The 24,346-nt window shown below is 58.5% G+C and carries 26 protein-coding genes and 1 tRNA gene; 7 read left to right on the top strand and 20 right to left on the bottom strand.

Going from position 1 to position 24,346, the window contains the following annotated elements; all coding sequences use genetic code 11:
* Window positions 1-374: 374 nt before the first annotated feature.
* The gene (locus ASE07_RS16460; protein ID WP_057291921.1) at window positions 375-1,397 is read right to left on the bottom strand and encodes a LacI family DNA-binding transcriptional regulator; all 1,023 of its coding nucleotides are present in this window, start codon (window positions 1,395-1,397) and stop codon (window positions 375-377) included.
* 289 nt (window positions 1,398-1,686) lie between these two features.
* Between ASE07_RS16460 and ASE07_RS16455 the strand changes: the two genes are divergently transcribed.
* Genes ASE07_RS16455 through ASE07_RS16440 form a run of 4 tightly spaced genes read left to right on the top strand, consistent with a single transcriptional unit; the run spans window position 1,687 to window position 5,061 of the window.
* Window positions 1,687-2,202 carry a gluconokinase gene (locus tag ASE07_RS16455; protein ID WP_235548494.1) on the top strand — a complete coding sequence of 172 codons (516 nt, stop codon included), beginning with the start codon at window positions 1,687-1,689 and terminating at the stop codon, window positions 2,200-2,202.
* Complete coding sequence (locus ASE07_RS16450) at window positions 2,199-2,750, top strand: TRAP transporter small permease (RefSeq protein ID WP_057291920.1); 552 nt, start codon at window positions 2,199-2,201, stop codon at window positions 2,748-2,750. Before ASE07_RS16455 ends, ASE07_RS16450 begins: the two co-directional genes overlap by 4 nt.
* Entirely contained in the window at window positions 2,747-4,024 is a 1,278-nt protein-coding gene (locus ASE07_RS16445) for a TRAP transporter large permease subunit (protein ID WP_057291919.1), read from the top strand. The genes ASE07_RS16450 and ASE07_RS16445 overlap by 4 nt, the downstream gene beginning before the upstream one ends.
* 29 nt (window positions 4,025-4,053) lie before the next feature.
* The gene (locus ASE07_RS16440) at window positions 4,054-5,061 is read left to right on the top strand and encodes a TRAP transporter substrate-binding protein (protein ID WP_057291918.1); all 1,008 of its coding nucleotides are present in this window, start codon (window positions 4,054-4,056) and stop codon (window positions 5,059-5,061) included.
* 179 nt (window positions 5,062-5,240) lie between these two features.
* Here ASE07_RS16440 and trmB read toward each other — a convergent pair whose 3' ends face one another.
* From trmB to ASE07_RS16355, 17 genes are all read right to left on the bottom strand, one after another.
* Window positions 5,241-5,960 (bottom strand): tRNA (guanosine(46)-N7)-methyltransferase TrmB, encoded by a 720-nt coding sequence (gene trmB, locus ASE07_RS16435; RefSeq protein WP_082584200.1) that lies wholly within the window; start codon window positions 5,958-5,960, stop codon window positions 5,241-5,243.
* A gap of 61 nt (window positions 5,961-6,021) precedes the next feature.
* A tRNA-Gly gene (locus tag ASE07_RS16430) sits at window positions 6,022-6,095 on the bottom strand.
* 197 nt (window positions 6,096-6,292) lie between these two features.
* Window positions 6,293-6,802 carry a GGDEF domain-containing protein gene (locus ASE07_RS16425; protein WP_057291917.1) on the bottom strand — a complete coding sequence of 170 codons (510 nt, stop codon included), beginning with the start codon at window positions 6,800-6,802 and terminating at the stop codon, window positions 6,293-6,295.
* A 148-nt stretch (window positions 6,803-6,950) separates the two neighbouring features.
* Window positions 6,951-8,429, bottom strand: coding sequence for an NAD-dependent succinate-semialdehyde dehydrogenase (locus ASE07_RS16420; RefSeq protein ID WP_057291916.1), 1,479 nt, complete (start codon window positions 8,427-8,429; stop codon window positions 6,951-6,953).
* Window positions 8,430-8,521: 92 nt separating this feature from the next.
* Entirely contained in the window at window positions 8,522-9,727 is a 1,206-nt protein-coding gene (locus tag ASE07_RS16415) for a THUMP domain-containing class I SAM-dependent RNA methyltransferase (RefSeq protein ID WP_057291915.1), read from the bottom strand.
* A gap of 76 nt (window positions 9,728-9,803) precedes the next feature.
* Window positions 9,804-10,409, bottom strand: a complete 606-nt coding sequence (locus ASE07_RS16410; RefSeq protein WP_057291914.1) for a 2-hydroxychromene-2-carboxylate isomerase — start codon at window positions 10,407-10,409, stop codon at window positions 9,804-9,806.
* 36 nt (window positions 10,410-10,445) lie between these two features.
* Entirely contained in the window at window positions 10,446-10,868 is a 423-nt protein-coding gene (locus tag ASE07_RS16405; RefSeq protein ID WP_057291913.1) for a CopD family protein, read from the bottom strand.
* A gap of 2 nt (window positions 10,869-10,870) precedes the next feature.
* The gene (locus ASE07_RS16400) at window positions 10,871-12,136 is read right to left on the bottom strand and encodes a glutamate-5-semialdehyde dehydrogenase (protein WP_057291912.1); all 1,266 of its coding nucleotides are present in this window, start codon (window positions 12,134-12,136) and stop codon (window positions 10,871-10,873) included.
* Between the two features lie 260 nt (window positions 12,137-12,396).
* Window positions 12,397-13,413 (bottom strand): DNA polymerase III subunit delta, encoded by a 1,017-nt coding sequence (gene holA, locus ASE07_RS16395; RefSeq protein ID WP_057291911.1) that lies wholly within the window; start codon window positions 13,411-13,413, stop codon window positions 12,397-12,399.
* Window positions 13,414-13,435: 22 nt separating this feature from the next.
* Window positions 13,436-13,939, bottom strand: coding sequence for an LPS-assembly lipoprotein LptE (locus ASE07_RS16390; protein WP_057291910.1), 504 nt, complete (start codon window positions 13,937-13,939; stop codon window positions 13,436-13,438).
* Between the two features lie 14 nt (window positions 13,940-13,953).
* Complete coding sequence (leuS, locus tag ASE07_RS16385) at window positions 13,954-16,608, bottom strand: leucine--tRNA ligase (RefSeq protein WP_057291924.1); 2,655 nt, start codon at window positions 16,606-16,608, stop codon at window positions 13,954-13,956.
* A gap of 115 nt (window positions 16,609-16,723) precedes the next feature.
* Window positions 16,724-17,050: a barstar family protein gene (locus ASE07_RS16380; protein WP_057291909.1), complete on the bottom strand. Its 327-nt coding sequence runs from the start codon at window positions 17,048-17,050 to the stop codon at window positions 16,724-16,726.
* Between the two features lie 4 nt (window positions 17,051-17,054).
* Window positions 17,055-17,477: an ExbD/TolR family protein gene (locus tag ASE07_RS16375; protein ID WP_057291908.1), complete on the bottom strand. Its 423-nt coding sequence runs from the start codon at window positions 17,475-17,477 to the stop codon at window positions 17,055-17,057.
* 20 nt (window positions 17,478-17,497) lie between these two features.
* A complete protein-coding gene (locus tag ASE07_RS16370) occupies window positions 17,498-18,175 on the bottom strand; it encodes a MotA/TolQ/ExbB proton channel family protein (RefSeq protein ID WP_057291907.1) in 678 nt (225 codons plus the stop codon).
* A gap of 38 nt (window positions 18,176-18,213) precedes the next feature.
* Complete coding sequence (locus ASE07_RS16365; protein ID WP_057291906.1) at window positions 18,214-18,969, bottom strand: energy transducer TonB; 756 nt, start codon at window positions 18,967-18,969, stop codon at window positions 18,214-18,216.
* Between the two features lie 24 nt (window positions 18,970-18,993).
* Window positions 18,994-19,797: a 4-hydroxy-tetrahydrodipicolinate reductase gene (dapB, locus tag ASE07_RS16360; protein ID WP_057291905.1), complete on the bottom strand. Its 804-nt coding sequence runs from the start codon at window positions 19,795-19,797 to the stop codon at window positions 18,994-18,996.
* A gap of 12 nt (window positions 19,798-19,809) precedes the next feature.
* Window positions 19,810-20,328 carry an outer membrane protein assembly factor BamE gene (locus ASE07_RS16355; RefSeq protein WP_327196057.1) on the bottom strand — a complete coding sequence of 173 codons (519 nt, stop codon included), beginning with the start codon at window positions 20,326-20,328 and terminating at the stop codon, window positions 19,810-19,812.
* Between the two features lie 181 nt (window positions 20,329-20,509).
* Here ASE07_RS16355 and fur point away from each other — a divergent pair, with 181 nt between their 5' ends.
* A complete protein-coding gene (gene fur / locus ASE07_RS16350; protein ID WP_057291903.1) occupies window positions 20,510-20,941 on the top strand; it encodes a ferric iron uptake transcriptional regulator in 432 nt (143 codons plus the stop codon).
* A gap of 73 nt (window positions 20,942-21,014) precedes the next feature.
* Window positions 21,015-21,404 carry a PilZ domain-containing protein gene (locus ASE07_RS16345; RefSeq protein ID WP_057291902.1) on the top strand — a complete coding sequence of 130 codons (390 nt, stop codon included), beginning with the start codon at window positions 21,015-21,017 and terminating at the stop codon, window positions 21,402-21,404.
* Window positions 21,405-21,481: 77 nt separating this feature from the next.
* Here the strand turns inward: ASE07_RS16345 and hrcA are convergent, their stop codons facing one another.
* Window positions 21,482-22,504, bottom strand: a complete 1,023-nt coding sequence (gene hrcA, locus ASE07_RS16340; protein ID WP_057291901.1) for a heat-inducible transcriptional repressor HrcA — start codon at window positions 22,502-22,504, stop codon at window positions 21,482-21,484.
* Window positions 22,505-22,587: 83 nt separating this feature from the next.
* Entirely contained in the window at window positions 22,588-23,289 is a 702-nt protein-coding gene (locus tag ASE07_RS16335; protein ID WP_057291900.1) for an HAD family hydrolase, read from the bottom strand.
* A gap of 104 nt (window positions 23,290-23,393) precedes the next feature.
* On the opposite strand from ASE07_RS16335, the gene ASE07_RS16330 reads away from it, so the two are divergent.
* Entirely contained in the window at window positions 23,394-24,311 is a 918-nt protein-coding gene (locus tag ASE07_RS16330; protein ID WP_057291899.1) for an NAD kinase, read from the top strand.
* Window positions 24,312-24,346 lie beyond the last annotated feature (35 nt).

The raw sequence follows: 24,346 nt of genomic DNA, 5'->3' as shown, positions 1-24,346 counted from the left end.
GTGATACTTGCGCTGGAGTTCGGCCAGCAGGAAGTCGGGCGAGGTGGGACCGGCGGGACCGGGCGAGCGGGAGGGTGGAGCAGCGGGTGGCATGGAAAGTATTGTCAAACAGATATGTTAACAATACATCAACATTTCATGCGGGCACAAGCACTTTGCGCCACTTGCTTCGTGAGGTGATTAGAAAATCCTCATAGTTCTGGAAACGTTGTGAGAGGCAGGGTCAAGCTTTTTGCCGGGGCTAAGCCGCAGATCAATTGCTGCTTCGCTTCGCCTTCAGCCGACCACTGAACAGGATATCAATCAGTAAATGGTTCGACAGCTACAGCGGTGTTGACCGCAGCACGGTGTTTCAAATACAGATAAGCGGCACCTCAAGTACTTTCCCTCGCCACCAATGAAAACCCCAAATCCTTCTTTGCCGGCGTTGGTTTTTCACCGTTCATCAACTGCAGCAGCATGCTCGCCGCCGTGTGGCCGATGTCATAGCGTGGTGTCGCAATGGTCGTCAGTGCGGGATGCACCCAGGCAGCGGCAGCAAGGTCATTGAATCCCGCGACAGCCAGCTTTTGTGGAACTGGAATGCTGCGCCGCTGGCATTCGAAAAGCACGCCGAGGGCAAGGTCGTCGTTGCAGCAAAACAGGGCGTCGGTCTGTGGAGCCTGCTCGAGCAAGCGGCCGAGCAGGTTAGCGCCGAGACCGATGGATGACGGCGTCGGGTCGAGCAGTTCGCCGATCGGATAATTGAGTCCGGCGTCGTGCAATGCCGCACGATATCCGGCAAGGCGCTCCATCACGCGCGGGTCAAGCTGTGCGCCCAGAAAACCGATCCGGCGGTAGCCACGTTCCAGCAGGTGTCTGGTGATGGTACGTCCCGCATCGAATTGCTCCAGCCCAACCGAATAAGCCTCAGTATCGGTCAATTCCATCATGTGCACGACGGGAATACGACTGCGTTTGAGCAGTTCGCGCGTCGCGGTGGTCTGGTCGAAGCCGGTAATCAGGATGCCGTCCGGCGAATGTTCGAGATACGCGCGTAGCAGGCTTTCTTCTTCCTCCGGCGAGTAACGGGTATCTCCAATCAGGGTCCGGTAACCCGCCGTGTGCAGAACGTCACGTACGCCTTCCAATAGCTGCGTGAACACGGTGTTGGACAGGGAGGGGATGAGTACCGCAACGCTTTCCGAGCGGGCACGCGCCAATGCGCGTGCGGCGCGGTTGGGCATATAGCCCAGTTCCGCGATCACGCTTTCGATCTGCGTGCGCAGCTCCGCCGACACCAGGTGCGGTGCATTGAGCACGCGCGAGACGGTAATCGAACTGGTGCCGACGCGTTCCGCGATCTCGCTCAGGGTGACGCGACCGGTTTGAGTGGGGCGAGGTTTTCGAGTTGCCATAAAAAAGCTTTTTACCGTAATCAACCTATGCTCGCAAGGCATGCCATGTCTTCAAGAGACTTGGGAGGCCATGCCCATTGCAGAAGAGCTTGTCGCTCGAAGCGACCACATCGCCATTTGCTGCACTGCCGCATCGAAATTCCTTTACAAACTGCGACCGCGCATTAAAATCCGGCTTACTGTTAGCGCTAACAGTAGCGCAAAACCAAGGTCTGCACAACTCTTTAACTTTCCCGGGCGCCTGTCTCGCATGTCGGAACCAACAAACAACAACCGTAGAAAACCGCCGATGCGCTGGATCGTGATGGGCGTCAGCGGCTGCGGCAAAAGTGAAATAGGGCGTCTGCTCGGCGAGCGTCTTGGCTTTACCCATGTCGAGGGCGACGAGCATCATCCGCAAGCCAATATTGCCAAGATGGCTGCGGGCCAGCCGCTTGACGACCATGACCGCCAAGGTTGGCTCCTCATCCTGCAACAGCAAATCCGCGATGCGGCGGAGCGCGATTCCGGCCTTGTGTTGTCCTGTTCCGCGCTCAAACGTCGTTACCGTGACCTGCTCCGTGGCGGCGATCCGGACTTGTACTTCGTGCATCTCGATGGCAATCGCGAACTGATCGCGCAACGCATGCAGGCAAGGGCGGATCATTTCATGCCGGTGACGCTGCTCGATAGCCAGTTTCGCGATCTAGAGCCATTGCAGGCGGACGAGGCTGGCATGCGCGCGGATATCCGCTTGTCGCCGGATGAACTAGTCGATTGCGTGCTGGCGAACTTTGATTTCGAAGACACGAAGGACAAGACATGAAACATCTTTTACCGCGTGCGGAACGGCTTGCCGAATACTTGATGGCGCTGGCGTTGTCGATCATGGTGGTACTGGTCTTCGGCAATGTGGTTTTACGTTATGGCTTCGGTTCCGGTATTGCATGGGCTGAAGAGATTGCGCGCCTGATGTTCGTGTGGCTGATCTTTCTCGGCGCCGTCCTGGCCCTGCGTCACCATGCGCATCTGGGTGTCGAGCTGGTGCAGGCCATACTGCCACCGAAGCTGCGTCGTGCATGTGCCGTCCTCAGTCACCTGCTGGTTTTGTATGGTCTCTGGCTTTTTTTCAGCGGCAGCTGGACACAGACAAAAATCGGCATGACGACGTATTCCACGGTGCTGGGTTACCCGACCGCATTGATGGCGGGCTCAGGTCTGCTGTGCGCCGGAACGATGATGCTGATCGTCGCCGCCAATCTCTGGCGCATTATCCGTAACGACCCGCGTGCGGTCATTCCGGGAAACGCCCTCCCAACTGAAATCGATGCGCCGCAAATGCCTGCGGGCCAGCCGCAAGGAGTAGCAGAATGACGATGGGTATTTTCCTGGCATCGCTGACCGTGCTGATGGCGCTCGGCATGCCGATCGCTTTCGCGTTGCTGCTGACGGGCGTCGTGCTGATGTTCCATCTGGATTTTTTCGATGCCCAGCTGGTTGCGCAGAATATGCTGTCCGGTGCGGACAACTTCCCGCTGATGGCTGTGCCTTTCTTCATTCTCGCCGGCGAACTGATGAACGCGGGCGGCATTTCGCGCCGCATCATCAACCTCGCGGTCAGTCTCGTCGGCCACATCCGGGGCGGGCTTGGCTATGTCGCGATTGCCGCAGCCGTACTGCTCGCCAGCCTTTCCGGCTCCGCGATTGCCGATACGGCGGCACTGGCGACGCTGCTGATTCCGATGATGCGTGACAATGGTTATCCTGTGCCCGAAAGTGCCGGTCTGATCGCATCGGGCGGCATCATTGCCCCCATCATTCCGCCATCGATGTCATTCATTATTTTTGGCGTTGCGACCAATACCTCGATCAGCGCATTATTCCTCGCGGGGATCGTTCCCGGTGTACTGATGGGCATCGTGCTGGTCGGCGTATGGATGGCAATGACGCGACGCATGACTGTGGTGGCGCAGCCGAAAGCAAGCTGGGCGCAGCGCAAGCATGCGCTGATCGATGGTCTGTGGGCGTTGCTGCTGCCGGTAATTATCATCGGTGGCCTGCGCGGCGGCATTTTTACGCCGACCGAAGCAGCGGTAGTCGCCGCCGTGTATTCACTGCTAGTCAGCGTATTCGTCTATCGTGAAGTAAACCTCCAGACACTGATCAAGCTCCTGATCGACGCGTCGCGCACCACCAGCATTGTTTTGTTCCTGTGCGCAGGGGCACTGGTGTCTTCCTACATGGTGACACTGGCCGATCTGCCGGCACAGGTCATCGACATGCTGGCGCCATTGATGAACGATCCACGCTTGCTGATGGGCGCGATGATGCTGCTGTTGCTGGCGGTCGGCATCGTCATGGACCTGACGCCGACCATTCTTGTGATGGCTCCCGTGATGATGCCGGTCGCCGTCAAGGCCGGAATCGATCCGACTTATTTCGGCGTGATGTTTGTGCTGGTCGGCACCATCGGATTGATTACGCCGCCGGTATGCACCGTGCTGAATGTGGTCTGTGGTGTCGCCAAAATATCCATGGAAAGTGCCACACGCGGTGTCTGGCCATTCTTGTTGGCTTATACGCTATTGCTGGGGCTGTTCACCGTTTTCCCCGGGATCATCACCATGCCGATGACCTGGTTCCGCTAACACCGATCAAATCACCCAAAGGAGACATCATGAAAAAAATCGTCAATGCATTAGCCATCGCTCTGGCGCTGGCCGGATTGTCAGCCAGCGTGCAGGCAGCCGATTATAAACCGCGCATCATCCGCTTCGGCTATGGACTAGCCGAGGACAGCAATCAGGGGCGCGCGGTGAAATTTTTTGCCGACGATCTCGCCAAGCGAACCGGCGGCAAGATGAAGGCAAAAGGCTTTGCCAATGCCAGCCTCGGCAGCGATACACAAATGCAGAACGCACTGATCGGCGGCGCACAGGAAATGATGGTGGGATCGACAGCGACGCTAGTCGGTATCGTCAAGGACTTTGGCGTCTACGACTTGCCTTTCCTGTTCAATAACGAGAAGGAAGCCGATGCGGTACTCGATGGCCCGTTTGGCCAGAAGCTCATCGGCAAGCTGCAGGACAAGGGACTCGTCGGCCTCGTGTACTGGGAAAACGGTTTCCGTAACCTGACCAATACCAAGCACCCGGTCGCCAAGCTGGAAGACCTCCAGGGCATCAAGCTGCGCGTGATGCAAAACCCTGTCTATATCGACATGTTCAACAGTTTCGGTGCCAATGCGGTACCCCTGCCGTTCTCCGAGTTGTTCACCGCCCTTGAAACCAAGACGGTCGACGGCCAGGAAAATCCGGTCAATACCATCCAGTCGAGCAAGTTCTACGAAGTGCAGAAATACCTGTCGCTCACCAAGCACGTCTATAGCCCATGGATTGTCCTCGTGAGCAAAAAATGGTGGGACGGTCTGTCTGCCGACGAGAAAAAAGCGATTCAGGAATCTGCCGCCGCGTCACGTGATTTCGAGCGTAAGGACAGCCGCGAAGCCGCCACCAAGGCGGTCGATTTCCTGAAGCAGAAGGGTATGCAGGTCACTGTGGTCAGCGATGCTGAACTGGGCCGCATGCGTGAGAAAGCCAAGCCGGCATTCGACAAGTTTGCGTCCGAAGGCGGTGCGGACCTGATCAAGGAATTGCAGGGCGAGATTGCAAAGGTACGCAAGTAAGCGCTAACGATGTGTGCCGCGATGCAGCCTCATTAATGAGACGCCATAACCCCGGCTGAAGCATTGACAGAAAAGTTATTGAAACAAAAACGGGACGATTTTTTCCAGAATCGTCCCGTTTCTTTTGAGAGCATCAGTCGGCACAAAGCCTCAGGGATGGTCCGCGTGGTGTGTGGACCTTATTTCTTTACAAACACCAGGTCCCACACGCCGTGCCCCAGCTTGATGCCACGGTTTTCAAACTTCGTCACCGGCCGGTAATCCGGGCGCGGCGCATAGTCGTCAGCGGTATTTTGCAGGCTTGGTTCATCGCCCAATACCTGAAGCATCTGTTCCGCATATTCCTGCCAGTCGGTTGCGCAATGCAGGTAACCTCCCGGCGCAAGGCGCGATGCCAGCAATGCCACAAACGGTCCCTGGATCAGGCGTCGCTTGTTGTGGCGCGCCTTGTGCCAAGGGTCAGGAAAGAACACATGCACGCCTGCGAGGGAATCCGGTGCAATCATGTGCGTCACGACTTCCACCGCATCGTGCTGCAGGATACGAAGGTTGTTCAGATTCTGTTCGCCGATCAGCTTGAGCAGACTGCCGACGCCGGGCGTGTGCACTTCCACCCCGACAAAGTTCTTGTCCGGCATGCCGGCCGCGATCTTCGCAGTCGTATCGCCCATGCCGAAACCGATCTCAAGAATCAATGGCGCAGTGCGGCCAAAAGCCTGATTGAAATCGAAGGGTGCCTTGACATAAGGAATGCAGAACTGCGGACCCAGCGTATCGATCGCCCGGGCCTGCGCGATCGAAAGCCGGCCGGCGCGCGTTACAAAACTGCGAATGCGATGTTCGGTCGGGTCGTACAGCATCTGCCGCGGTACGGCGTCATCGGAGTGATTGTCGGACATGCTAGATGATAGAAACTAAGAGCTAGGCAAATAAAAAAGGCACCATTCGGTGCCGGCATCCTGGAGCGGGTGAAGGGAATCGAACCCTCGTCGTAAGCTTGGGAAGCTTCTGCTCTACCATTGAGCTACACCCGCGTCAGGCGCATTTTACGCGGGTTTGAGGGGGATTGGCAAAAACGGCGGAATGGGCAGCGTGCTGAAAAATGTTACGGATCATTTTTTAAAACGTGGCAGTTAGCGAATGGTGTAATGTTGTGCCAATGAAATTTGGAAGGACAGCTTTTTCTTAGGGGAATAACCATCGAGATTTGTAAGATAGATGATCCTCTTGATCAGTATGCGTACGCTGCTTTCACCAGGCTCTCCGCCAGATTTACCTGATTCCGGCCATTCGCCTTCGCACAATACAACGCACGGTCCGCTTCACTCGACAGCGTGTCAACTTCCATACCACCTCCCCGCGCAACAGCGACGCCGATGCTCACTGTATACCTTGGCAGTTCGTCCACGGTCGCTTCGGAGATATGAAAGCAGATGCGTTCTGCAATCGCTTTTGCTTCCTGCAGCGAGGTCTCGGGTAACAGGGCGATGAATTCCTCGCCGCCGTAGCGGCCCAGCGAGTCGATGTTGCGCAGCAGGTCCTTGGTGCGTTCAACAAAGTTGATAATCACGCGGTCACCAACCGAATGACCAAAGCGGTCGTTGATGGACTTGAAGTTATCGAGGTCGCACATGAGCAGCGCGAGTGGCCGGCCATGGCGTTGGCTGCGCGCCAGCTCCTCGGTCAGCAGGCCGAGCAATCCGGCAACAAAGATCAACGAGCGTGGATCAAGTTCTGACACGGTGCTATTTCCTCTGAATGGGATCTATAGCAATATGTGGTCAAAATTTCCGAAGAGAAATGACGGCGCTGAAAAAATGAAGGCAAGATGAAGGCAAAACACCGGCCCGTAGGCCGGATTCGGGCTCACCCGATCTAGCCTTGTTTGATCAGATACCACCCATGCAGAGGTATTTCATTTCCAGGTATTCCTCGATGCCGTACTTGGAGCCTTCACGCCCAAGGCCCGATTGCTTGACGCCGCCAAATGGTGCGACTTCATTGGAAATCAAGCCGGTATTGATGCCGACCATACCGTATTCCAGCTTCTCGGCAACGCGCCAGACGCGGCCAATGTCGCGCGAATAGAAATAGCTGGCAAGGCCGAAGTCCGTATCGTTGGCTGCGGCAATTGCTTCTTCCTCGGTCTTGAACTTTGCCACTGCCGCGACCGGACCGAAGGTTTCCTCGCGCATGATCTTCATGTCGGCGGTAACGTTGCCCAGTACCGTCGGCTCATAGAAGTGTCCGCCCAGCGCGTGTGGCTTGCCGCCAGCGAGCACGTTTGCACCTTTGGCGAGCGCATCGGCCACATGCTCCTCGACCTTGGCGATGGCCTGGCCATCGATTAGCGGGCCTTGTGCGACGCCTTGTTCAAAACCGTTGCCGACCTTGATGCCGGCAGCGCCGGCGGCAAGCTTCGCAACGAAGGCATCATAGACCGCCTCATGGACATAGAAGCGGTTGGTGCAGACACAGGTTTGGCCGGCATTGCGGTACTTGGAGGCGAGCGCACCTTCAACGGCGGCATCGATATCCGCATCCTCGAAGACGATGAAGGGAGCATGACCACCAAGCTCAAGCGCCAGCTTCTTGACGGTCGGCGCACTTTGCTGCATCAGGATTCGGCCAACCGGCGTCGATCCGGTAAAGGAAAGGTGGCGCACGATGGGGCTGTCGCACAAGACCTTGCCGACTTCAATCGAGCGCTGCGAATCGGCGGTGATGATGTTGATGACACCGGACGGTATGCCGGCACGGTGTGCCAGTTCGGCCAGCGCCAGCGCTGAAAGCGGAGTCTGTTCGGCTGGCTTGATGACGATGGTGCAGCCGGCTGCGATCGCCGGAGCGACCTTGCGGGTGATCATCGCAATCGGGAAATTCCACGGGGTGATCGCCGCGCAGACGCCGATCGGCTGCTTCAGCACCACCATGCGCTTGTCGCTCCAGGTCGATGCCATGACATCGCCGGAGACCCGCTTCGCTTCTTCCGCGAACCATTCGACGAAACTGGCACCGTAGGCAACTTCGCCCTTTGCTTCGGCCAGCGGCTTGCCTTGTTCGGCGGTCATCAGGGCGCCGAGGTCATCGGCATGCGCGATCATCAGGTCGAACCATTTACGCAAGACGCCAGCGCGTTCTTTCGCGGTTTTTGCAGACCAGCCAGGGAAGGCTGCCTGCGCCGCGTCGATGGCCGACTTCGCTTCGTCCGCGCCCATGTTGGGTACCGATGCGATCGTGACGCCGTCGGCCGGGTTGGTGACATCGAACGTCGCCGCCGCGCCGACCCAATGACCGTTCAAGTAAGCCTGATTGCGCAGCAGCGCGCCATCGTTCAGTTTGGGCAAGCCCTTGACTTGTTGCAGCATGGGTGTCTCCTGGTCTTATTTTGAAAAAAGAAGAATAACCCAAAGCTTAGCGACTTGCCTGCAGGCGCCGGCCTTCATGTCAGGAGGCTTTGTCAGGAAGTTTTCGGCTTGGCTTCTTCTCGACGGTTAAACCCGGCCACCATGTCGAAGCGGAACAGCCGGCATTCCAGCGCGCCGTTGAAGAATGGTGTCTTGCGCGATTCCTTGAGACGCAGCAGCTTGGGCAAGCCAAGGTCGGCGGTGAACAGGAACACCTTCCAGCCAGGAAAACGCTGCTTGAGCGTCGTGCTGAAGGAACTGTAGAACGCGGTCGCCATTTCGTCGGGCGGCTGGGTGCTGTCGCCGCGCACGCCGATACGTTCGCCATACGGTGGATTGGTCAGGATGATGCCGGGAATACCGCTTGGCGGTTTGACTTCCTGCGCCTCGATCTGCTTGAGCGGCACATCGAACTGGATGCCGGCGCTCTGCAGGTTGTTACGCGCCATGACGATCATGTCACCGGAGATATCGCTGCCAAACAGCGTCGGCGTGCGAGGCAGGGGATTGGGCTTGACCTCGTCCTTGATGGCCTGCCATTCGGCAGCCTTGAAGCCGAGGAATTTTTCAAAGCCGAAGTTGCGGCGGGAACCCGGCGGAATGCCGGCCAGGATTTGTGCGGCTTCGATCAGGATGGTGCCGGAGCCGCACATCGGGTCGAACAGCACGGTGCCGGGTGTCCAGCCGGAGACGCGCAGCAAGCCGGCAGCGAGGTTTTCGCGCAATGGCGCATCGCCGGTTTCCTGGCGCCAGCCGCGCTTGAACAGCGCTTCGCCGGAGGTGTCAAGGTAGACGGTGTAGCTGTGCGCGTCGAGGAAACCGACGATGCGCATGTCCGGCGTACGGGTGTTGACCGATGGACGCTTCTGGTACAGGTCGCGGAAACGGTCGCATACCGCGTCCTTGATCTTGAGCGTTGTGAATTCCAGGCTTTTCAGCGGCGATTTGATCGCGGTGAGGTCGACGCGGATGGTGTGGTCGACGTCGAACCACTCTTCCCAGGGCTGGGCCAGGGTGAGGTCGTAGATATCGTTTTCGTTCGCGTAACCGGCCTGCGCCATGCGCAGCAGCACGCGCGACGCAATCCGCGAATGCAGGTTGATGCGGTAACTGTCCGACAGCGAACCCGAGCAATGCACGCCACCCGGTACCTGATTGTGGACTTTCAGCGTTTTGCTGTGTTGGGCGATTTCACCGATTTCCTCTGCCAGCGCGGCTTCAAGCCCGCGCGGACAGGGACAAAAATAAGAATATGCCATGGGGAACCCTTTATCCGTTGTAAATCAATAATTGCAATTGCGTTTGTGGGGAGCGCAGCAACAACGCAGCGTTCAATCAAAGCTTCTGAAACGCCCGTTCCACAAAGTCCAGCCTGTCCTGCCCCCAGTACCCTTCGCCATCGACCACGTACCAGGGTGATCCAAACACGTTGGCGGCAATCGCCTCTTCCGTGTATCGGTCATACTCGGCCTGCACACTCGCCGTCTCGGAGGACTTCAGCAAAGCCTTGCCATCGTGCCCGCACTCCAGCGCAATCGCCGCCAGCGTATCCATGTCGCCGATGTTGCGTTCCTCCGCCCACACTGCACGCATGATTGCACCGGCGATGTTCAATGCAGCGTCAGTGCCGTGCGCAAGCCGGGTCGCGATAATAAGCTTCGCTGCCGGATCGCCCGGTACCGGAAAAAACTTCGGCTGGATGTTCATCGGCATCTGAAGATATTCGCTCCAGCGCTTGAGTTCAACCAGGCGATACGCCTGGCGCTGCGGTGCGCGCTTGGCAAGCGGCAAGCCGCCCGACACATTGAAGACTTTGCCGAGATCGCATGGCTTGATGTCCACCTGTACGCCGTGCTTTTTTGCCAGTGCGACAAAACGCTCATGACCCAGGTAGGTCCACGGCGATTGCGGCGCCAGATAATATTCACAAACCTTTGCCATCCCATCCTCCTCACAAAGTAGTTAGTCCCGACCGCATCAAAAAGGTTTGACCACGACCAAGATAGTGACAAGCAGCAGGCCGATCACGGGAACTTCGTTGAACCAGCGGTACCAGGTATGAGCGCGCACATTACGGCCATTTTCAAATTTCTTCAGCAGCGCACCGCAGGCATGGTGATAGCCGATCAGCAGCACCACAATCGCCAGCTTGGCATGCAGCCAGCCGTTGCCCGGCCCCTTGCCGATGCCGTATCCCAGCCATAGCCAGAGGCCGAACACCAAGGCGAAAATCCCCAGTATCGACATGAAGCGATAGAGCTTGCGCGCCATCATCAGCAGTCGCGTGGTGGCGGTCGCGTCGGATTCCATTGCCAGGTTCACGAAGATGCGGGGCAGGTAGAACAGGCCGGCAAACCAAGACGCGACAAAGACGATGTGTAGCGATTTCACCCAGAGCATGCCTACTCCCGGATTTCGCCGTGGCCGAACACCACGTACTTCAGCGATGTCAGGCCTTCCAGTCCGACCGGGCCGCGCGCATGCAGCTTGTCGTTGGAGATACCGATTTCGGCGCCGAGACCGTATTCAAATCCATCCGCAAAACGCGTGGAGGCATTGATCATCACGGAAGCCGAATCGACCTCGCGCAGGAAACGCATGCCACTGCTGTAGTCCTCGGTGATGATGGAATCGGTGTGCTGCGACGAGTAGGTATTGATGTGATCGATGGCCTCGTCAACGTTGGCCACGATCTTCACCGACAGGATCGCGGCAAGGTATTCGGTACGCCAGTCCTCTTCGGTCGCGGCCACCAGTTTCGGATAGCCGGCGAGGAGCTTGCCGGCTTCGTCGTCGGTGCGCAGTTCCACTTCCTTGCTGCCATACAATTCGGCAAGTTTGGGCAGCACTTGCGGTGCAATGCTGCGTGCCACCAGCAAGGTTTCCATGGTGTTGCAGGGCGAATAGCGCTGGCATTTTGCGTTGAACGCGACTCTTAGTGCCTTGTCGATATCCGCCTTGTCATCGATATAGACATGGCAGATCCCGTCGAGGTGCTTGATCATCGGCACCTTGGACTCTTTCATCAGGCGCTCGATCAGGCCCTTGCCGCCGCGCGGCACGATGACGTCGACGTATTGCGGCATGGTGATCAGTTCGCCGACCGCGGCCCGATCGGTGGTTTCGACGATCTGTACCGCATCTTCCGGCAAACCGGCGCCGGCGAGTCCGGCCTTGACCAGCTTGGCCAGTGCCTGGTTGCAGTGGATGGCTTCGGAGCCGCCGCGCAGGATGGTGGCGTTGCCGCTCTTGATGCAGAGGCCGGCGGCGTCGACGGTGACGTTCGGGCGGGCCTCGTAGATGATGCCGATGACACCCAGCGGCACGCGCATCTGGCCGACCTGGATGCCGGTCGGGCGATATTTCATGTTGGAGATTTCACCGATCGGATCGGGCAGGGCGACGATCTGTTCCAGGCCTTCAGCCATGGTGGCGATGGCCTTGTCCGACAAGGTCAGGCGATCAAGCAATGCGGGAGCGAGGCCATTGACGCGGGCGGCTTCCAGGTCTTTCTGGTTAGCCGCGCGCAGGTCGTCCGCCTGCTCGCGGATGGCTGTGGCGATCAGCGACAGCGCCTTGTTCTTGGCGCCGGTGTCGGCCTTGGCCATGGCACGCGACGCCTTGCGGGCGCGTTGACCGACTTCGTTCATGTAGTGCTTGATGTCCATGTTGTTGGCTCTTGTAAATGCAGAATTGTTGTTTGGGCGTGGCTTATGTTCGGCGCGCGGAAGTTAGCGCTGGACTGGCTTGCTCCCTCCCCCTTTTAGGGGGAGGGGTGGGGAGGGGGTGTGAAGGTTGAATCAACCGCAGTCATCCGTGCGACCTTCACACCCCCATCCCAGCCTTCCCCCTAAAAGGGGGAAGGGGCCGTTCTTTAGTGGGCGGGGTGCATTAGTCAGTGGAATGAAGTACCCGATCCATACAACACCTACCCTCGCGCCACCTTCAACCCCAACTGCAGCAACGCATCCCATGCATCGCCGGCAAACGCCTTTGCCCTCAAACCCTTAACCATCTTATCGATTTGCGCCGCTTCCTGCAGCGCCGCTTCCAGCGTCGACAGTTTCAGCCTGCGCAGTGCCGGTTCCATCAGCTTCTCGCGCGGACCCCAGATCCGGTATTCCTTCAGCAGCATGCCGACCGATTTTCCCTGCGCCGCACCGGCCTTTACCTTGAGCAAGGTCCGGATTTCCTCGGCCATCGCCCACAGCACCAGCGGCAGCGCTTCGCCTTCGCCTTTCAAACCCTCGATCATACGGACCAGGCGGGCCACATCGCCCGACAACATCGCTTCATTCAGCTTGAATACGTCGTAGCGGGCGACATTCAGCACTGCGTCCTGCACCTGTTCAAAACTCAGCTTGCCTTCCGGATGCAGCAGGGCCAGTTTTTGCAATTCCTGATGCGCGGCGAGCAGGTTGCCTTCGACCCGATCGGCTATGAAATCGACGCTTTGCCGGTCGGCACTTTGCTTCTGGGCAGCGAGGCGCATGCCGATCCAGCCGGGCAATTGCGCGCGTTCGACCAGCGGGATATCGATGTACACGCCGGCTTGCTGCAGCGTGCCCACCCAGGCTGCCTTTTGCGTCTGCCAGTCCAGCTTAGGCAGCGTAATCAGCGTGACGTTGTCCGGACTCAGCGCACCGACGTATTCCTGCAGCGCCTGGCCGCCATCCTTGCCGGGCTTGCCGGTGGGGATGCGCAACTCGATCAGCTTGCGGTCACCGAACAGCGATTGCGACTGATTGGCCGCGAGCAGGGCACCCCACTTGAAGCTGCGTTCGACGACCAGTACTTCACGTTCCGAATAGCCCTGCGCGCGCGCCGTCTTGCGAATCTTGTCGGCTGCTTCCAGCGCAAGCAGGTGTTCATCGCTCGTGATCACATACAGTGGCGCAAGCGATTTCGCCAGATGCGTATCGAGTGCGTCGAGCCGTAGTTGCATTGCTTATCCCGTATGTTGCCGGTCAGGCAGGTTTCAGCGCCGCCATACGGCGCAGGATCTGCTGCACGGCATCGGACTGCATGTCGCGGTAGAGCAGTTCTTCTTCCTTTTCCTTTGCGATCACTTGCGATTCATTGAAGCTGATGTCGCGCTTGAGCACAATTTCGGTTGGCGGCAGCAATTCCTTGTCGGTGCGATCCCTCACCCGAAAACGCATCCGGTAATACAGCGAGTATTCGCGGATACGTCCCTGCGTATTCAGGGACAGCGTCGCCTTTTCCCGGGATTCGCCAAGCACGTCGATGATCGCGTCAGCCTGGCGCGGATCGGTCACGATCTCCGTATTGCCGCCCGCGCGAACATAGCGCTTGAGCTCAACACCCAGCGGCGATGTTTCCGGCACGCCGATGTACACGCTCTTGAACGGCAGGCTGGACTTGCCATCGGATCCACGCAACTGGAAGCCGCACGCCGACAGTGTCGTGGCGGCGGCCAGGGCGAGGAGCAGTGCGGCGCGTCGATTCATGAACTCTCCCGGTATCAGACGACGATGTTGACCAGCTTGCCGGGCACAATGATGACTTTCTTCGGCGTGCCTTCGACAAACTTCTTCACGTTCTCATTGGTCAGTGCGGCCGCTTCGATGGTTGCCTTGTCGGCTTCCTTCGGCACCTTCACGCTGCCGCGCAGCTTGCCGTTGACCTGCACCATGAGTTCGATTTCCGCCTGTTCCAGTGCACCGGCATCGACCTGCGGCCACGGTGCATCGAGGATGTCGCCGTGGGCCTTGGTCAGGCCAAGTTCCTGCCACAGCACATGCGTGACGTGCGGCGCGACTGGATACAGCACGCGCAGGAAGATCGAGAAACCTTCGGCGATCACCGCGTTGGAGGCAGCGGAATCATCGAGCTTGGCGGCTTCCAGCGTGTTGAGCATCTTCATGCAGGCCGACACCACGGTGTTGTACTGGATGCGCTTGAAGTCATGGTCTGCCTGCTGCAGGATCTTGTGGATCTCGCGGCGCAAGGTCTTGTGCGTTTCCGGCAGCGTGCCGAAGGCGACGGTGCCTGTACCCGCATCTGCAATGCGTCCTGCCTGCGCGTGAGCGAATGCCCAGACGCGGCGCAGGAAGCGATTGGCGCCTTCCACACCGGCACCCGACCATTCGAGAGTCTGTTCCGGCGGCGATGCGAACATGGTGAACAGGCGGGCGGTATCGGCGCCGTACTGGTCGATCTGTGCCTGCGGGTCGATGCCGTTGTTCTTGGACTTCGACATCTTTTCGGTGCCGCCGAGTTCAACCGGCTTGCCGTCGGACTTGAGCAGCGCCGAGACCGGACGACCCTTGTCGTCAAAGCTGAGTTCGACATCGGCCGGATTGAACCAGGTTTTCTTGCCGCTGGCGTCTTCGCGGTAATAGGTTTCGTTGAGCACCATGCCTTGGGTGAGCAGGTTGACGAAAGGCTCGTCGAACTTGATCAGACCGAAGTCACGCATCACCTTGGTCCAGAAGCGGGCGTACAACAGGTGCAGCACCGCGTGCTCGATGCCGCCGATGTACTGGTCCATCGGCATCCAGTAATCGTTGCGCGAATCGACCATCGCTTCGTTGCTGCCCGGCGAGCAATAGCGCATGTAGTACCACGACGAATCGACGAAGGTGTCCATGGTGTCGGTTTCGCGACGCGCCGGCTTGCCGCACTTCGGGCAATCGACGTGCAGGAATTGCTCATGCTTGTTGAGCGGGTTGCCGCTGCCATCCGGCACGCAGTCTTCCGGCAGCACGACCGGCAAGTCCTTTTCCGGCACCGGTACATCGCCGCAGCTGCTGCAATGGATGATCGGGATCGGCGTGCCCCAGTAGCGCTGGCGTGAAATGCCCCAGTCGCGCAGGCGGTAAGTAATCTTTTTCTCGCCGATGCCCTGAGCCGCAAGATCGGCCGCCACCGCTTCGACAGCGGCGGGGTAGTTGAGGCCGTCGTACTTGCCGGAGTGGGTGCAGACGCCATGCTCCTTGTCCGCATACCATTCTTCCCAGGCATCGGTCGAATAGGTCTTGCCTTCGACAGCGACCACCTGCTTGATCGGCAGGCTGTATTTCTTGGCAAAGGCGAAGTCACGTTCGTCATGGGCGGGGACGCCCATGACGGCGCCATCGCCGTAAGTAATCAGCACGTAGTTGCCGACCCAGACTTCGACCTTGTCGCCGGTCAGCGGGTGGGTGACGAACAGGCCGGTGGGCATGCCTTTCTTTTCCATCGTCGCCATGTCGGCTTCGATGACGCTGCCTTTTTTACATTCGGCGATGAATTCGGCAAGCGCCGGATTATTCTGTGCAGCGTGTGTCGCCAGCGCATGTTCCGGTGCGACAGCGCAGAAGGTCACGCCCATGATGGTATCGGCGCGGGTGGTGAAGACCCACATCTTGCCGTCGTTGATGGCACGGCCTTCGGCATCCTTGATGTCATGCGGGAAGGCGAAGCGCACACCGGTCGATTTGCCGATCCAGTTGGACTGCATGATGCGCACGCGTTCCGGCCAGCCCGGGAGCTTGTTGTCAACGAAATCGAGTAGTTCTTCCGCGTAGGAGGTGATCTTTGCGTAGTACATCGGGATTTCGCGCTTCTCGATCAGCGCGCCCGAACGCCAGCCACGGCCGTCGATCACCTGTTCATTGGCGAGCACGGTCTGATCGATCGGATCCCAGTTCACGGTACCGGTCTTCTTGTAGATGATGCCCTTTTCGAGCATCTTGAGGAACATCCACTGGTTCCACTTGTAATAGTCCGGCTTGCAGGCAGTCATCTCGCGCGACCAGTCGATGGCAAGGCCCATCGATTGCATCTGCTGCTTCATGTACTCGATGTTCGAGTAAGTCCACTGCGCAGGCGGCACGCCGTTGGCCATCGCGGCGTTTTCGGCGGGCATGCCGAAAGCGTCCCAGCCCATCGGCATCAGCACGTTGTAGCCGTTCATCCGCAGATAGCGGTACATCACGTCATTGATGGTGTAGTTGCGCACATGGCCCATGTGCAGCTTGCCGGACGGGTAGGGAAGCATCGAGCAGGCGTAGAATTTCTTCTTGTCCTGGCCGCTCTTGTCCTTCGCGTGTTCGACAGTCTTGTAGGCGTCGATCGCCTTCCAGTGGTCTTGCGCCGCTTTTTCGACGTCGCCGGGGAGATATTTTTCTTGCATGACGGATGAAGCTGAAAGTGGAATTGAACCCGTCATTATACTTGCTCGCCGGGGGCTATTGCCGCTGGGGATGTCAGGAATTTCGCCGTGAAATCAGGGCAAAACAGGCAACAATTCAGCGCAGAACGAGGCCAACCGCCGGTTTTTTGCCGTTTTCGACGTACAGCTGGTTGACTTCGGCGGCGCATTCCTCGAGCGCCGACAGGATTTCCGGGGCTTCCCGCCGTAAGACATCGGAGTGCAACACCTGGATCTGGAGCATTTCATCCGGAGCAAGGCGGAACGCCGACATGCCGTCGCCGTCGCGCAATCCGCTCAGACAATCAATCCAGGCATCCATGTTGCCGCCGTAAAAAGCGGGAAATCCGAGGGCTTGCTTGCAGGTCTGGTGAAATCCAGCCCAATCGGTAAGGGCGTGACCATCGAGCTGTACGGCTGGCATCTGGTTAGGGTTTCTCTTTGGAGTCGGTGACGAAACCCATCTTGGTCATGCCGTTGGTCTGGGCCGTGGACATGACCTGCGCAATGATTTCGTACCGGGTGGATTTGTCGGCGCGCAGCTGCAATTCCGGCTGCGGCTGCTTCTTTGCTGCGACAGCGAGCCGGTTGCCGAGTTCCTGCTGCTCGATCGGGTCGTTGTTCCAGAAAATCTTTCCTTCGCCGTCAATGGACAGGGAAATCGTTTCCGGCTTTTCCGGGGCGGCGGTCGACTGGGCATTCGGCAAATCCAGCTTGATCGAATGCGTAAACAGCGGCGCCGTAATAATGAAAATCACCAATAGCACCAGCATCACGTCGACCATCGGGGTAACGTTGATGTCGGCCATCGGAGCTTGTTTTTTGTCGTCGTTGAATCCGCCGAATGCCATGGGTTTTGCTCCGCTAGCGGTTACTTGCCGACGCGCGCGCCGGTGGTCAGGTAGGCATGCAGGTCATGTGCGAAGGCATCAAGTTCTGCGAGGGTAACACGATTGACGCGGGTGAACGTGTTATACGCAAGCACCGCCGGAATCGCCACGACCAGCCCGAGCGCCGTCATGATCAGCGCTTCGCCGACCGGTCCGGCCACCTTGTCGATCTGTACCGTGCCGGCTGACGATACCGCCACCAGCGCATGGTAAATGCCCCACACGGTGCCGAACAGGCCGACGAAGGGAGCGGTGGAGCCGACCGAGGCCAGCAGGGTCAGGCCGCTTTCCAGGCGGGCCGAGACCCGGTTGATTTCCTGTCGCAGGGTGCGCGTGATCAATTCGCTGGGATCAACCGTCGCATTGAGCGAGCCGGCCTGGGCCGTCACATTGGCAGCCTCGGCGCTTTGCACCGCGAGCGGCGCATAGACGTCTTCGCTGTCGGCGTTCTTCACAATCGCAATCGCGTCGGGCAGGGTCGGCGCTTTCCAGAAGCCGTCGAGCGCGCCGGCGCTCCTGCGTATCCGCCATGAACTCCAGGCCTTCGAAAAAATGTAGTACCAGCTGATCACCGACATCAGCAGCAGCAGGTAGGCCACCGAATGGGTAACCGCGTCGCCTTGAGCCCAGTAATGCGCGAATCCGAGAGTTTCGTTCATGGTAATGATGTATGTGTGAAATTGGAGCCAGTTTGAGACTAGTTCTGGAGTTTAAACGGAATAGGGATCAGAAACCATTCGCCGACTGGCTTGCCGTCGCTTGTGGCTGGTTCAAAGCGCCATGACTGGACCGCGTTCCTGGCTGACTGGTCGAGCAAGGGGAAGCCGCTTGATGTCCGGATCTCGACCGTGCCGGCACTGCCATCGGCCTGGACGAAGACCCTGAGCACCACCGTGCCTTCTTCCTCCATTTGCCGCGACATACGCGGGTATTCCGGCTTGCGGTTGCTGGCAGCATAGCGCGCCGGTATCGATACGGGTGTCCTGGCGACAGGCGCGGCGGCAGCGACCGGAGCGGGTGGCGGCGGAGGGGCAGGCGGCGTTGTGACGGCACTGGAACTGGACGGTGTCGGCCTGGCGTCGAAAGTGACATCCGGTGCCTGCGTACGCGGTACTTCGCGCGGCGGTGGTAAAGGCTTCGGTGCCGGTTTGCGTTCGACGCGGGGCTTAGGCACGGGACGTCGCTTTTCGGGCGGTTTTTCTGGTGGAGGCGAGGGCGAGGGCAGGGACGGAGGCGCAGGCGATACCGTTGGCGCAGGCTCAGCCATCACGGGCAGGGGCGCTGGCGGTGTTGGCGCCTGCAGCAGCGTTACCTCGAGCGGTTTGGGCGGCGACTTCGGTTTGGGCTTGTTGCCCAGTCCGGTGACGACGACGCCGATCAGCGCGACATGGAGCAGCAGGGTGGCAACCGCAGGGAGCACCGATGCCGATCGTTTTCGGGTATCGGTGTCCATCTGCGGTAATCATTTACAGATTGGTCAGAGTCCGAGCACAGCCTGCATGTCGTACAAGCCGGTTTTCTTGTCCGCCAAAAAGCGTGCGGCACGCAGGCTGCCATGCGCATAGCTCATGCGGCTGGATGACTTGTGCGTGATTTCGATACGTTCCCCGGTACCCGCAAACAGGACCGTATGATCGCCGACAATATCGCCCCCACGGATGGTCGCAAACCCGATCGATGAAGGATCGCGTTCGCCAGTCACGCCTTCGCGTGCATAAACGGCAACATCGTCGAGGTTGCGGCCAAGCGATTCGGCGATCACTTCACCCATCTTGAGTGCCGTGCCGGACGGCGCGTCAACCTTGTGGCGGTGATGCGCTTCGATGATTTCAATGTCGTAGCCGTGGGAAAAACTCTTGGCTGCCATTTGCAGCAACTTGAGCGTGACATTGACACCGACGCTCATGTTGGGCGCGAACACGATGGCGGTCTTTTCCGCCGCGGCCGCGATCGCGGCCTTGCCGGCCTCGTCGAAACCGGTCGTGCCGATGATGAGCTTGATGCCATGCGCAGCGCAGTATTCGAGGTGCTTCAACGTGCCTTCCGGGCGGGTGAAGTCAATCAGGAATTCGGCATTCGCAAGCCCGGCGGCGAGGTCTGACTGAATGGCGACATTGGCCGGCTTGCCAAGGAAGGCGGCTGCGTCGGTGCCCACGCCCGGCGACGACGGCACATCAAGCGCGCCGGCGAGAACAGCGTCGTCCGCATTCTGTATGGTCTCAATCAGCATGCGGCCCATGCGGCCGGAGGCGCCTGCAACGGCGATTTTAAGTTGGCTCATGATTGAATTAGATTATTTGGCCGATTTGGTGCCGGCGATGAATGCAAGATATTCTTCTTCCGTCGGCAAGGTGTCACCGTCGATGTTAACCAGGCGGTTGTCCTTGAAGAAAGCGGTGACACGGCTGGAGATGACTTCGCCGGTACGCTTCTTGAGGTGGAATACATAATCCCAGCGGTCCTCATGGAAGATGTCGGTCAGAAGCGGCGTTCCAAGAACGAACTTGACCTGGTCGCGTGTAACGCCTTCGGGGCGCTGCATGCCTTCCTTGATCTGCGCCACCATTTCGCGGGAAACGAAATTGCCTTGCTGAACGTCAACCCGGTAAGGCGAAAATATGCCGAGAAAGCGCCGGACGCCGGTCGGGGCAGTGGTCTTTACACCGGAAGTCGGACCTTCGGCTTTGGATACGGTGGATACTGCGGAATCTGTCGATGCTGTTGTTGCCGCAGGCGCAGGAGCGGCACTGGCTGCTGCGGGCGCGGCTTGGGCGGGCTTGCTGGCCGCGACGGGCGCTGCCGGTTCTTCCATCAGGGGATTCTTGGATGCGCATCCGGCCAGGCAGGCGGCGAGCGCCAGAAGCAACGTACTGCCAAAGGCTGGTGTACGATCGGGTAATACAGACAACATTCGCATAGTGGGTCTCAATTCATTGAGCAATTGGGCCGAAACGCTATATGATAAAGCAGATAACCCGATTCCGACTAACAACATGCCTAGCAATCCTAACGAGCTGAAAGCAAGCGGCCTCAAAGCAACCCTGCCGCGGCTCAAAATCCTCGATATTTTTCAGAACAGCACGGTAAGGCATCTCAGCGCCGAAGATGTGTACAAGATTTTGCTGACCGAGAACATGGATGTCGGTCTGGCAACGGTTTACCGCGTGCTGACCCAGTTCGAACAGGCCGGCTTGTTACATCGTAATCATTTCGAGACCGGCAAGGCCGTGTTTGAACTGAACGAAGGCTCGCACCATGACCATCTGGTCTGTCTGGATTGCGGCCGGGTCGAAGAGTTCTTTGACGAGGAAATCGAAAAGCGCCAGCAAAGCGTTGCCCGGGACCGTGGTTTCAACATTGCCGAGCACGCGCTTGCGCTGTACGGCCATTGCACCAAGACCGACTGTCCGCACCGGAACCGATAAAGAATTGGTAAAGCATTGTCGTTGCTAACATTTTTCTCGCGCGTCGCCACAACTGCCAAGGCTTCGCGCTTTCATGAACGATGTCCCGTCCGCGCCACAAAAGCGTTCCGGCCACGTCACTTCCGCTGCTCGCCCCATGCCTGCTGAACCAAGAAGTTTTCCGCGCAAGATCCTGCGCTGCCCGGCCATTGTTGTCCTTCCCGGCGCCAGCCCCATGCGCGCGCGCACGCTCGATATTTCCCTTGGTGGTTTAAGCCTGATGCTCGGGGAGCAACTGCGGCCCGGTCAGGAATGTACGGTGGGATTTGAAGCGCCGCTGAACGGGAAAACCGTTCGCGTGATGGGCCCGGCGAAAGTTATTTACAGTATTCTGAGCGGCAATGACGGCTTTCGCGTCGGTCTGCAGTTTGTCAAACTCGACGCGGCCAACAGCAAATCAGTTGCGGAATTGATGATGGGCTGAAGCCCGTTGCAGGGCTGACCTCCGCCGGCGGGCAGTTGTCTGACCGGTTGCCTGGGTAGGTTTTAATCAGTTTTAATTCAGGTGTGACTGAGTGCATTGGACAACAGCTTTGCCGTAATGTCGACCAGCGGAATCACCCGTTCATACGCCATGCGTGTCGGGCCGATCACGCCCAGTGTGCCGACAATCTTGCCATTCACTTCATATGGCGCGGTAACCACGCTCATGTCGTCGACCGGCAGCAACTGCGAGTCGCCGCCAATGAAAATCTGTACGCCAGCCGCCTTGCTCGACACATCGAGCAATTGCATCAGGCTGGTCTTTTGTTCGAACAGGTCAAACAACTTGCGCAATGAAGTCATGTTGGAGGCAAGGTCGGTGACGCTGAGCAGATTGCGCTCACCGGAAATCACCACATCTTCGCTATTGTCCGACATGGCGTCGCTTCCGGCTTCTACGGCGGCCTGCATCAGGCGCGTCATGTCGTCGCGCAGCTGGCGCAGCTCGTTTTGAATGCGGTTGCGAATCTCATCGAAACTCAATCCGGCGAAATGCTGGTTAATATAGTTGCCGGCCTGGATGAGTTGGGATGGTGTGTAATCGACATCGGTCAGCAGCAGTCGATTCTGCACTTCGCCATTCGGCGCCACGATGACCAGCAGGATGCGCTTCTCGGACAGGCGGAGAAACTCGATCTGCTGGAAAATCGATTCATGACGTGGCGTCATCACCACGCCGGCGAACTGCGACAACGATGACAGGATCTGCGCCGCGTTGGAAATGATCTTTTGCGGGGACTTCAGCTGCAGCTGTTTTTGCATTCTTGCTTCGACCGTCGATTCGTCGATGGCTTGCACGGTCAGCAAGGTGTCAACGAACATCCGGTAGCCACGCGGCGTCGGAATGCGACCGGCCGAGGTGTGCGGACTCGCGACGAAACCCATCTCTTCCAGGTCCGCCATGATGTTGCGGATAGTCGCCGGTGACAGGTCCAGTCCCGAGATCTTGGAAAGTGCACGTGAACCGACCGGTTGACCGTCGGCGATATACCGTTCGACCAGTGCTTTCAGTAAAGTTTGTGCGCGATTATCGAGTTGCATACGGTTATTCTAACGACGCCGGACCGCCCGTGCCACTTTCTGTTGCCATCCGGAGCCAGAAAAACTTGATTGTTATCAGAGTTTTACCGCAGTTGTTGCAGCCAGTGGTCAAGTTCGACCAGATTGGAACACTCCGCATCGGGCGTGATTCCTTGCGGCAGTGGCCGCAACGGCTGCAATTCCTTGCGATTCATCCACACGGCGCGCAGTCCGGCTTTTTGTGCGCCATCGACGTCAAGTCGCGGATCGTCGCCAACATAAACGGCTTCACCAGGCGCAACATTGAGTGCTTCACAGGCTGCATGGAAAATTGCGGCGTCCGGCTTGGCCAAACCGAAACTGTGCGCGGCAATGGTAGCGTCGAACAAGTGCGCAATACCGATGGCCTTCAGATCCGACACGCCATTCGATACCGAGGCCAGCGCATAGCGTTCGCGCAATCCGCGCAAGGTCGGCTCGACCTCCGGAAACAACGGCACTTCGTTGCGCGCCCGTGAAAACACATGCATCGCTTCGTCGACCAGGGAAAGTTCCTCGCCAGCTTCCATGAATGCCTCTTTCAGCACCGCATGCCGCAGTGCCCGCAAGTCCAGCTGATACACCGGATCGGTTTCCATCAGCATCTGCCGGCGCGCCCGCATGCCATCGATCGACACGCGAGCAGCCACCGTCGGCACGTTGGCCTGCAACCATTCAAACAACAGGTTTTCCGCACGCTTGATGACAGGCACGATAGGCCAAAGGGTATCGTCCAAATCAAACAGCACGGCTTTAATAACTGACATATGGCGTCCGGGATTCAGGTTTCAACAGGGTTTTACGGAAATTGACCAGGCGGCCTGACGGCGCTTCCTGTCTCAGCTTACGAAATTATGGTCTAATCTCCAGCATGTTGCCGATCACGCCTCCTACCAGACCGCTTGCCTTCCGGACCATTGCCGTCATCGGCAAATACATGGCCGCCGGGATCGAGCAGTCCTTGTCCGACATCGCGAGCTTCCTTCTTGACAAGGGGCACCATGTCGTTCTCGAAGCAGAAACCGCCCGCAACGTCGGCATGCCGGCGGTGGAATCCATGACCGCTCAGGAGATCGGCCAGAAGGCCGATGTTGCCATTGTCCTCGGCGGCGACGGTACCATGCTGGGCATTGCGCGCCAGCTTGCGCCTTACCACGTCCCCCTGATCGGTATCAACCAGGGACGCCTTGGCTTCATGACCGACATTTCCCAGGACAGCATGATTGCGGTCCTGTCGGAAATGTTGCGCGGCAATCTCGAGTCGGAACAGCGCAGCCTGCTCGAAGGCACGGTGTTCCGCGACGGACAGCAGATTTTTCATGCACTGGCGTTCAATGACATTGTCGTGGCGCGCGGACCGACAACCGGCATGGTTGAGCTAAAGGTCGAGGTGGATGGGCGCTTCATGTACAACCAGCGTTCAGACGGTCTGATTGTTTCCACTCCGACCGGTTCCACTGCTTACGCATTGTCGGCAGGCGGGCCTTTGCTGCATCCCAGCCTTTCCGGCCTGGCGCTGGTGCCGATTGCGCCGCATGCCTTGTCCAACCGGCCCATCGTTGTCCCCGAGTCAAGCAATATCGTGATTGAGATCGTGGGCGGGCGCGAAGTGAGTGTCAATTTCGACATGCAATCCCTGGCCAGCCTGCAGCATCACGACCGGATTGTGATCCGGCGCTCTGCCCACACCATTACCTTCCTGCATCCGCAGGGTTGGAGTTATTACGACACCCTGCGCGAAAAGCTGCACTGGAACGAATATCCCTCGGTCACGGGGAAGTTAAAATAGCGCCTTGCCACGGGACCAATCAACCACGGTGAACC

This window comes from Noviherbaspirillum sp. Root189 (assembly GCF_001428545.1).
Classification (GTDB): domain Bacteria; phylum Pseudomonadota; class Gammaproteobacteria; order Burkholderiales; family Burkholderiaceae_D; genus Noviherbaspirillum.
Note: the sequence above shows the minus strand (reverse complement) of the source record. Positions and strands in the feature narration are given on the sequence as shown.